8 protein-coding genes and 1 pseudogene are annotated in these 9,182 nt (G+C 56.8%); 2 read left to right on the forward strand and 7 right to left on the reverse strand.

Going from position 1 to position 9,182, the window contains the following annotated elements; genetic code table 11:
- Positions 1-13 precede the first annotated feature (13 nt).
- The 6 genes from AB3N21_RS10945 to AB3N21_RS10970 all read right to left on the reverse strand — a co-directional run bounded on the left by AB3N21_RS10945 (position 14) and on the right by AB3N21_RS10970 (position 6,330).
- Positions 14-367 (reverse strand): Mth938-like domain-containing protein, encoded by a 354-nt coding sequence (locus tag AB3N21_RS10945; protein ID WP_367935269.1) that lies wholly within the window; start codon positions 365-367, stop codon positions 14-16.
- A gap of 12 nt (positions 368-379) precedes the next feature.
- Positions 380-1,132 (reverse strand): TSUP family transporter, encoded by a 753-nt coding sequence (locus tag AB3N21_RS10950; RefSeq protein WP_367935270.1) that lies wholly within the window; start codon positions 1,130-1,132, stop codon positions 380-382.
- The gene (secF, locus tag AB3N21_RS10955; RefSeq protein WP_367935271.1) at positions 1,125-2,093 is read right to left on the reverse strand and encodes a protein translocase subunit SecF; all 969 of its coding nucleotides are present in this window, start codon (positions 2,091-2,093) and stop codon (positions 1,125-1,127) included. Before secF ends, AB3N21_RS10950 begins: the two co-directional genes overlap by 8 nt.
- A 1-nt stretch (position 2,094) precedes the next feature.
- Positions 2,095-3,756, reverse strand: a complete 1,662-nt coding sequence (secD, locus tag AB3N21_RS10960; protein WP_367935272.1) for a protein translocase subunit SecD — start codon at positions 3,754-3,756, stop codon at positions 2,095-2,097.
- Positions 3,757-3,789: 33 nt separating this feature from the next.
- Positions 3,790-4,074, reverse strand: a complete 285-nt coding sequence (yajC, locus tag AB3N21_RS10965; protein WP_171178562.1) for a preprotein translocase subunit YajC — start codon at positions 4,072-4,074, stop codon at positions 3,790-3,792.
- Between the two features lie 951 nt (positions 4,075-5,025).
- Entirely contained in the window at positions 5,026-6,330 is a 1,305-nt protein-coding gene (locus AB3N21_RS10970) for a DEAD/DEAH box helicase family protein (RefSeq protein WP_367935273.1), read from the reverse strand.
- Between the two features lie 646 nt (positions 6,331-6,976).
- On the opposite strand from AB3N21_RS10970, the gene AB3N21_RS10975 reads away from it, so the two are divergent.
- Positions 6,977-7,429, forward strand: a complete 453-nt coding sequence (locus AB3N21_RS10975) for a hypothetical protein (protein ID WP_367935274.1) — start codon at positions 6,977-6,979, stop codon at positions 7,427-7,429.
- Positions 7,430-7,440: 11 nt separating this feature from the next.
- Positions 7,441-9,027: pseudogene (locus tag AB3N21_RS10980) on the forward strand (DEAD/DEAH box helicase); the annotation flags it as partial.
- Here AB3N21_RS10980 and AB3N21_RS10985 read toward each other — a convergent pair.
- Positions 9,017-9,182 (reverse strand): transposase (locus AB3N21_RS10985; RefSeq protein ID WP_367935277.1); only part of this gene is annotated, 166 nt, incomplete at its 5' end. The pseudogene AB3N21_RS10980 and the gene AB3N21_RS10985 overlap by 11 nt on opposite strands.

Raw genomic sequence — 9,182 nt, forward strand, 5'->3', positions numbered from 1 at the left:
AGAGGGTGTGGGGTCAGACAGGGATGAGGGCAAGTGCGATGCGGCGGCCTTCGGAGAGGAGCACGTTGTAGGTGCGGCAGGCGGCGGAGGAATTCATGATTTCGACGCCGAGGCCTGCGTCCTCGAGCGTGCGGCGCAGATCGGCGGGAATGTGGGACAGCTCTTTGCCGGTGCCGATGAACAAAACGTCGATGGCCTCTGCGAGGTCGAGAAGCGGCGCGGCGTCGGTGTAGCCGCCCCAGGGCGCGGTGCCGCGCGGGCCTGTCAGAAGGCTGCCGTGGTGAACCTCACCACCGATGCGGAAGAAGCCGGGGCCGTACCCGTCCACGGGCTGGGCATCGGTATAGGTCACTTCGTTGAGGCGCATCGTCCCCCTCCTTCAATCCAGAACCGGCAGGCCCGAGATCACCGCCGCCGCGATCACGCCATAGGAGGCGACGCGATAGAGTTTCTCCAGCGACGGATCGAACAGCCGTTTGCCGATCAGCGTGGTGATCAGATAGGGCACCGTGAGGATCAGCGCCACCCAAAGCGTTGCGGTGTCCGCCAGCCCGCCCAGCAGGATATTGGCCACGATGACGATGTCGAGCATCGCCAGAAAGATGATGGTGTTGGCACGCACCCTGCGCACGTCGCGGGCGTTGGCGAGGTAGAAGACGATCACCACCGGCCCGGTCAGGCCGGTCATGCCGCCCACAGTTCCTGCCCCGCCACCAATGGCGAAACGCCCCGGCCAGCCCAGCCTGCCCTGCCAGCGCCAGCCGGTAATCACCGCCAAAAGCGTCAGACCGATCACGCCAGAGGCGATCCAGCGCAGCGTTACCGGGTCGATCCGCGTCATCAGCCACAGACCCATCGGCACTGTTACGGCGGCGGCGAGCGCCAATGTACTGACTTCGCCCTTGTCGCATTCGCGCCACGCCGATGGTGCCAGAGCCATGGTCGAGAAGATGCCGGTGGCCGCCATCATAAACACCACATCCGCCGTTGGCAGGAACTGGGTGCCCACCGGAACGAAAATCATCGCCGTGCCAAAACCAGTGAAGCCGCGGACAAGACCCGCGGCTCCGATGGTAAGGCACAGCCAGATCAGCCCCGGCGTGGCCAGCGCTGCATGCAGCGCATCAGGCATCAACATTAGCGAACTGGTTTCCCGACGTGTTCGACGGTTTGGACCAGTCGCGCTTGACCCCCAGCCACAGCAGGATTGTCGAGGCCACGAAGACCGAGGAATAGGTGCCCACGATCACACCCCAGATCATCGCAAAGACAAAGCCCCGGATCACGTCACCACCCAGCACATAGAGCGAGATCAGCGCCAGCAGCGTGGTAACCGAGGTCATCACCGTCCGGCTGAGGGTTTCGTTGATCGAGAGGTTCAGCACCTCCTTGAGGTCCTTCTTCTTGTATTTCCGCAGGTTCTCGCGGACCCGGTCGAACACCACAACCGTGTCGTTCAGCGAGTAGCCGACGATGGTCAGAAGCGCCGCGATGATGGCGAGGTCAAAGCGGATCTGCAGTTCGGAGAAGATGCCGATGGTCAGGATCACGTCATGCACAAGTGCTGCCACGGCGCCCAGGGCGAACTGCCATTCGAAACGCAGCCAGATGTAGACCAGCACCGCTCCGATGGCGAGCATCACCGCGATCACGGCGGTCTGGATCAACTCTCCGGACACTTTGGGGCCGACGGATTCGACCGAGACAAACTGGATGTCCGGCACGACTTCGGTCAGCGCGTTTTCGACACTGCCGATCAGCTCGGCGGTCACCGACTCGGCATCCTCCTGCGCCTGAATGCGGATCATCGCCACGTTTTCATCCGGGCCAAAGGTCGGATCGAAAATCTCGGTGATGGTCACATCGCCCAGATCAAGCGGCGAGATCGCATCCCGGTAAGCGCCTACATCAATGGGCTGCGCGCTTTCGGTGCGGATGGTTGTGCCGCCCCGGAAGTCGATGCCGAAATTCAGCCCCTGGATCAGGAACGAGGCAAAGCCCACCACCACCAGCAGCGCCGAAATACCCAGCCATAGCTTCCACCGGCTGAAGAAATCGAACGAGGTTTCCTTGGGAACAAGTCTCAGTCGCATGTCATACCTCGATCGTTTTGGGACGGCGGCGTTCGAACCACATCACGATCATCAGCCGCGTCACGAAGATCGCGGTGAAGACCGAGGTGAGGATGCCCAGCCCCAACGTGATGGCAAAACCCCGGACGGGCCCCGAGCCCATGGCAAAAAGGATCACCGCCGTGATGAAGGTGGTGATGTTGGCGTCTAGAATGGCCGAGAGCGCCTTTTCGTAGCCCAACTCGATAGCGCGCGATGGGCCGCGCGCGGTCTTCATCTCCTCGCGGATACGCTCGAAAATCAGCACGTTGGCGTCCACCGCCATGCCGACGGTCAGCACGATCCCGGCGATGCCCGGCAAGGTCAGAGTGGCTCCGATGATCGACAATAGGCCAAAGATCAGTCCCACGTTGATGATCAACGCGACATTGGCAAAGAGGCCGAACAGGCCATAGCTGAGCCCCATGAACACAAGTACCGCGACAAAGGCCACGATAGTCGCCACCTTACCTGCATCGATACTGTCCTGACCCAGCTCGGGCCCGATGGTGCGTTCTTCAAGGAATTCCAGCCCGGCGGGCAGCGCCCCCGCGCGCAGCAGCACGGCCAGATTGGTGCTTTCCTCGACCGTAAAGCGCCCGGTGATGATGCCTGAACCGCCGGGAATGTGGCTCTGGATCACCGGGGCCGAGATCACCTCGTCATCCAGCACGATGGCGAAGGGGGCACCGATATTTTCGCGGGTATAGTCACCGAACTTGCGCGCACCCGTGGTGTTGAAGCGGAAGTTCACGGCGGGCCGCCCGTTCTGATCGAACGATGGCTGCGCGTCGACCAGTTCCTCACCGGTGACAACCGGGGCAGCCTCGATAATGTAGTAAACTCCCTCCTCGTCGATCGAGGGAACGAACTCTTCACCCACGCCGACGGTGGCGTCCGGATCGGTCCCACGCGAGACAACTGGGTTGAAGGTCAGCTGCGCCGTGGTGCCAATGATCTCTTTCAACTCCGACGCGCTGCCAATGCCCGGCACCTGAATCAGGATACGGTCGGCGCCCTGACGCTGGATCGTAGGTTCGCGGGTGCCGACCTCGTCGATCCGGCGGCGCACGATTTCCAGCGCCTGCCGCACGGTGCGGTCATCCGAGGCGAGTTTCTCGGCCTCCGACAGCGTCACCACCACGACGTCACCCTCGGCCCGAACCTCGATATCCATGGCGCCGGCATCGGTCAGCGACTGGATCGGACGGGCCATACCTCGCACCACTTCCAGCGCGCGGGACATGCCTTCGGGTTGGCTGATCTTGATGCGAATCTCATCCGGGGCAGAGGGCTGTTTGCGGATGGTGCCGATGGTGGCGCGCTCGCCGCGCAGGGTGTCGCGGATTTCCGGCCACATCGCCTCCATCCGGGACTCGTAGACATCCTCGACCTTGACCTCGGCCAGCAGATGCGCGCCGCCGCGCAGATCGAGCCCGAGATTGACCAGCGAAGACGGCATCCAGCCGGGCCACTGATCGGCCTGCGCCTGCAACTCGGCGCCGGTCGCACCCAGTTCAATCGCGGCCAGTGCGTCGTTGGATTGTTCGACGCGGGTATAAAACGCGTTTGGCAGAGCCATCAACAGACCGACCGCACAGACCAGCCAGATCAGAACCCGCTTCCAGGTATCAATTTGCAGCATTACCCTGCCTTTTCAAGATGTTGTGGCGCGAAGTTACTTCGCCGGCTCGGTCTTGTTCAGAACCTGGGCAATGGTCGCCTTGACCACGCGCACCTTGACACCTTCGGCGATCTCGACCTCGAGTTCACCATCTTCCTTGACCTTGGCGACCTTGCCGATCAGGCCGCCCTGCGTGACAACCTGATCGCCCCGGCGCAGCTGATTGACCATGGCCTGATGCTCTTTCATCTTCTTCTGCTGCGGACGGATCAGCAGGAAATACATGATCGCGAAGATCAGAATGAGCGGGAGAAACTGGGCGATGGCGCCACCTTCCATGGTATATTCCTTTGTTCATGAGAGCGGGCCTGACCCACAAATTTGGCGGGAACCTATGCGTTGCGGCCAAAAGGTTCAAGCGCAGCAAAGACGCGTTGGCCGGAAAGCTGTGTCGGTTTTGTACATGGCTTTGGACATGGACTGTCCGATTTGTACAAAGCCCGCGTTCGCGCAGGCGGTTGGAATGATCACTGAAGAAGGGTAACGCGAAGACGAATGAAGTGAGAAACCTACACACTCCACCCCAGCTGCCGACCGGTTCAAACCCGATCCGCTCGCCTAAAAGCCGTGATTCAGAAAAGACCCGAGCCCCAAAGTAACAAAAGTTGGCGACTCGTGTGAAACGCCGCAAAATCCACTTCGACGAGCCGCTTTCGCGGAAGATGTGATGATGCTGGACCGAAAGGCGGGTCATCTCGTGGCATGCGCGGGGCTCTGGCTGGAGATGGATGCAACAAGCGCCAGATCATGCCGGTGTCGTCTCAGACCTAACCAGTCACATCTGCAATCCACAGGAAGATTCAGAACAGCGCCTGATGTCGGTTGAGGTCACAGCGGTGATTCAGGGAGCCGAGTGGTGATCGTGGACCACGACATAATTTGCACGGCCCAAGAGTGCCACTTTGCCGTTCAAAAAACAGTGCTTTACAATGCAGATGGTGCCCCCACACGCCCCCGAACGCGCCCTTACTGTGAAAAACTATCAGTGATACCAACCAGTTACCCTATAGACTGTCACGCAGAGGACCGCAAAAATGTGTCGTGAGGGCCACGTTTTGTGTGTCGTGAACATGCCAGCTAGCATGCGAGTATTCTGGGCAGACCCAGATCAACAATGCGCATGTGCAGCATCTCTCTGTTCGGCCCCGCCAGCAACAACACCAGCGGGGACCACAGGGTCTTCTCAATTTTGCGAAGGGATCGAGCTTTGTTCGTAGCCCCATCAATTCGCTAGGCAGCTTCGAGTAGATCGCAGCTTTCAGACACGCCGTTCAACCAACCCACAAAGATGTCACGCATACGATCATCAGGGATGGCCACCGAAATCGGCAAGCCGTCACGGACACGAGTTCTCCATATCCATTGGACCATCTCCGCCAACGCATACTTGTCAGCGAAATGCTGACCTGACACCCCAAGGAAATTCTGCACCATAGGGTTGGGTGACATCGAATAGAGGTAGATCGCGTGGGAAGCGTGCTTGGGGTCATTGGTCCCGCGCGTTTTGTTTGCGAGCCATTGCACACCGCCTCTGCCATAGTCCCTCCCGAACAGGCGGGAATACTTGGCCCACTCTCCAGCATACCGACTTTTACGATCATCAAACCATTTGCCACGTGCACAAGTGAGTATGATGTTGGTCCGCTCTACACCTTTCCAACGCCGATAGAGGAGGTTCTTCAGAGCACCGCCAATAGACCTGCACGTTTTGTCAGTCGAACGTCGTGTCTGCTTTGAGAACGACAGGTTGACGTGCTTTGGCAAAGCCAACTCTTCCACGGTGACCAGTTCCCTCGCCTGTCTAAGCCAATCAGCAGGCGTCTCTTCAACCACCGTGAAGGCTGCTTTCGAATGCGACTGAGCGAGCATGTTTAGGTAGGCACGGATGTATGTGCCTTCACTGAGGAATGTCATGACCGTCAAAGAACGTCCCGCGAGTAGCACTTGGTTTGGCGTTGCGACGGCGAAGATACCGTTGTTATCAACATGAAGCTGCCCCTGAATGGCCGGTTTGTAGATTTCCGGATGGAGACCATTGGAGAATGTGGGCTCACCATCACTGCCGAGCTTTTCACGCTGCCACTTGATCCACGCCATGGTGGGTCGGACTTGACCAGCTTTGGGACAGACGGTTGCATACCCACACCCCACAACAGCCTCGTTGAATGCATCAGCGTCGATGGTGTTGATGTTGGTGACTGGGTTGGGTGCCTCGTCAACAATGATCTCGTAGTCGGCCATCAAGTCAGCCTGTTGGAGCGTCATGAAGAACAGCTTGTGTGTGATTGCTACCGATTTGCCGTCTTTCAACAGCTTTTCAAGTTGGGAGAGTTTCGGACCCTTCCCTTCTTCGGGCGTAACTATTTCTACACCATCTGGAGCTTCCCGAATAAAACGGTCGATCTCGTTGAGCAATGGCGTGACCAGTAGATACTTTCTGTCATGCCGTAGAGAGGCAAGCATCTCAGTAGTTTTACCAGTGCCGCATGCGCGGTCGATGATAACGGTGTGCGTCGAGCGATTTGGGTAGAGCATGTGGTAGCTTTCTGTCTGGGAGCCCCTGAATGAGGCGGGTCATTGGCCATGAGGGCCGGGATTGCGGGATGCAAAAGAGAGATGCGCGCAGCACATCTGTCTCACTCAAAAATGAGAGGGGTCGTAAGTATATGAAAAGGATAACGAAAACGGCGTCTGGCAGTGACCTGCCGTAAACCTGTTATCTGTGAAGGGGACACCTTAGAGGGCAACCATCATGGGAAACCAAAGGGTTAGTCAGGAAGGAAACCAAACGGGTCCAATTGGTGAGAGAATATCATCATGGCGGCATCAGCCGACAAACGATTTGAGGTGAACCTTGAAGTGGATTGGACTGAATGACCCAGATACTCTGGCTGCACCTCAGAGGGTCGTCAGTCGTTCAACTTCGCTAGACACTTTCGCTTGAAGACCCTATTCCGATGGCTGCGCCAAGGATAAGATATTCACCTTACTTTCAACGTAAGGCCAATCGCCACAAGTATTGATCGCACCCCCTCGCTCTCACCATCGAAGACAAATGTGGTCGCAGAGATCAGACGGCGAGAAAGCTGTTGCCGGGTCTAGCGTGAGGGTCAAGTGGTCGGCTGTGTGTCACCACGGCTAGGATGAGCGTTAAGAGGCATGGAGAGGGTCATTCTCACGCGTGATCGAAAACGCTGAGAATGGCGTGGGCGTTCCTTCTGCAAGGGATGTTTTCTGGATTGAAGCAGGCTACGTGACTAAGAACCGAGGTGACTTTAGACCAGGCAATCAAATCGATCTTCCTCGAGGGATGGCGAGATACTTTGGATTTCTCCCTCCAGACGATTTACCGCTGAACTCAACAATCGGTGAGGTCACTTTTCTTACACCGGCAGGTGACCCAGTCGCGCGAAACATCAGATTGGGAAACAACTCAATGGAGAAAATCACCCTCCCAATTCCTGAGACCCACGGGTTTGACCTCTACGATGGGAAAGTTCTTGTCTTTCAGAGAACCGAACAAGGTTTTCGAATGAGTGCATTGGAAGCAACCGACTTTGAGGCGGCATTCGGAGATCGTCTGTCAGTTGTGATGACCATGGGTAGCGGTCGACGCTATGGCCATATAGATTAGGTGGGTGATCAATGACAGTGAGCCGAGTCCCATCAGTTTCAATCACTTACGCGCAGACGGGCACTGACCAAAAGTCGAATGAACTTGGGATGCGCCCAATGCAGGAGCGCGCATACGAAAAACGTGGAGAGCAATACCTGCTAATCAAGTCGCCACCAGCATCTGGCAAAAGCAGGGCCTTGATGTTCATAGCTCTCGACAAGCTTGAAAACCAAGGTTTGAAGCAAGCAATCATAGCAGTCCCAGAAAAGTCGATTGGGGCAAGCTTCAACGATGAACCACTATCGAAGTTCGGTTTTTGGGCGGATTGGGCTGTGGACCCAATGTGGAACCTTTGCAATGCCCCCGGAGGCGACAGCGGGAAGGTGGATGCTCTAGGGCGCTTCTTGCAAAGCGATGATCGCGTGCTTGTTTGCACCCACGCCACCTTCCGGTTCGCCGTTGATCGGTTCGGCATCGAAGCTTTCGATGATCGGTTGATTGCGGTGGACGAATTCCACCATGTCTCGGCGAACCCGGAGAACAAACTCGGCACATATCTAACCGCTCTGATCGCGCGCGACAGAATTCATGTTGTCGCGATGACCGGCAGTTACTTCCGGGGCGATGCAGAAGCTGTGCTCACCCCAGATGACGAAGCGAACTTCGACACAGTCACCTACACTTACTATGAGCAGTTGAATGGTTATCGTTGGCTCAAGCAATTGGACATTGGTTATTTCTTTTATACGGGAGCATATGCCGACGACATCCTGCAGGTCTTGGACCCGTCAGAGAAAACCATCATCCACATCCCTAGCGTGAATGCGAAGGAGAGCACCAAGGACAAGCACAAAGAAGTCGAGCACATCATCGACGCTTTGGGTGAATGGCAAAAGCGCGATGAAGAAACAGGTTTCCAGCTTGTCAAAACTTCGAAAGGTCGTGTGTTGCGAATAGCAGATTTGGTCGATGATACAGACCTGTCTCAGCGGGCCAAGGTCCTCAACTCTCTAAAAGACCCCAAACAGAAGAACAACCGCGACAACGTCGATATCATAGTCGCGCTTGGAATGGCCAAGGAAGGGTTCGACTGGATTTGGTGTGAACACGCATTGACCGTTGGATACCGAGCCAGCCTCACAGAGATCGTGCAAATTATCGGAAGAGCAACCCGTGATGCTGAGGGGAAAACACGGGCACGTTTCACTAATCTCATTGCAGAGCCTGACGCTTCCAGCGAAGCCGTGACTGAAGCTGTCAACGACACCTTGAAGGCGATCGCCGCAAGCTTGCTAATGGAACAGGTCTTGGCTCCAAAGTTTGACTTCGTGCCCAAGAACCCGAAAAGCGGCCCGCAAGACGGTGTTGACTACGGCCCCGAGGGATACGGCGCAGATAGAACTAACGTGGGCTTCGCGGATGGCCCTCAACCAACCTACCAGATCGAGATTAAGGGTCTAATTGAACCGGTTTCAGACAAAGCCAAACAAGCCTGTCGAGACGACATAAATGATATTGTCGCGAGCTTTGTCCAAGACCGTGCGACAGTTGAGAAGGGACTATTTACGCAAGAAGAAGACTTGGTCCCAGAAGAAATCACACAGGTCAAGATGGGTATCCGAGCGCCGAATGTGGGCGCTTGGTGTTGTAGTGATTTCGCCATCGGCCGATTTCCTCGCGGGCGTGGCGCAGTGATCGGAACCAGTGAAGGTTGAGACATTCGTCCCGGAACTTGCCATTAAAACTCTCGACGAAGGCGTTTTGCGCCGGC

Origin of the sequence: Ruegeria sp., assembly GCF_040830605.1 — a bacterium.
In the GTDB taxonomy this organism is placed as follows: Bacteria; Pseudomonadota; Alphaproteobacteria; order Rhodobacterales; family Rhodobacteraceae; genus Ruegeria.

Coding starts and splice junctions, on each gene's coding strand:
- secD (WP_367935272.1), bottom strand. CDS start 3,756: ATGCTGCAAATTGATACCTGGAAGCGGGTTCTGATCTGGCTGGTCTGT.
- AB3N21_RS10950 (WP_367935270.1), bottom strand. CDS start 1,132: ATGCCTGATGCGCTGCATGCAGCGCTGGCCACGCCGGGGCTGATCTGG.
- secF (WP_367935271.1), bottom strand. CDS start 2,093: ATGCGACTGAGACTTGTTCCCAAGGAAACCTCGTTCGATTTCTTCAGC.
- yajC (WP_171178562.1), bottom strand. CDS start 4,074: ATGGAAGGTGGCGCCATCGCCCAGTTTCTCCCGCTCATTCTGATCTTC.
- AB3N21_RS10970 (WP_367935273.1), bottom strand. CDS start 6,330: ATGCTCTACCCAAATCGCTCGACGCACACCGTTATCATCGACCGCGCA.
- AB3N21_RS10945 (WP_367935269.1), bottom strand. CDS start 367: ATGCGCCTCAACGAAGTGACCTATACCGATGCCCAGCCCGTGGACGGG.